Raw genomic sequence first — 448 nt, forward strand, 5'->3', positions numbered from 1 at the left:
CATGCCCAGGGCTTCAGCGGCACGGTGAATCTCACCGGTGGCACCAGCCTGACCCTCGACAGCGGCACGGTGCTTAACAATGCCACGGTGATGAACGTGGCGGATGGCAGCAGTGCGCTGAACCTGACCAGCAGCGGGGCATTGACCTTCAACAATACGCTGCTCGGGGTGGGTGAGGTTAACGTCAATACCACAAACGCGGCGTTCAACTTTGGCGCGGCGGTAGGCAACAGCTTTGCCGGTAACGTGAATTTACGGGACACTCTGTTTGATCTGTCCGGTATCAACACCGCGGCGTTAACGCAGGCAACGCTGGCGCTAAATGCGGGAAGTCATACCACCGTGGGGACTGGCGGAACGACCAGCACCGAAGAGGTGGGCAATCTGGCGCTGAACGGTGGCGAACTGACCTTCTACGGCGTTATCCCGGGGGAGCGCGCCGATGGGC

Annotated in this window: 1 pseudogene; it reads left to right on the plus strand. The window is 60.7% G+C overall.

The features are described 5' to 3' along the window. A pseudogene (locus BMI79_RS23920) lies at positions 1-448 on the plus strand (autotransporter outer membrane beta-barrel domain-containing protein); the annotation flags it as partial.

The sequence above is a fragment of the Serratia oryzae genome (genome assembly GCF_001976145.1).
Classification (GTDB): Bacteria; Pseudomonadota; Gammaproteobacteria; order Enterobacterales; family Enterobacteriaceae; genus Chania; species Chania oryzae.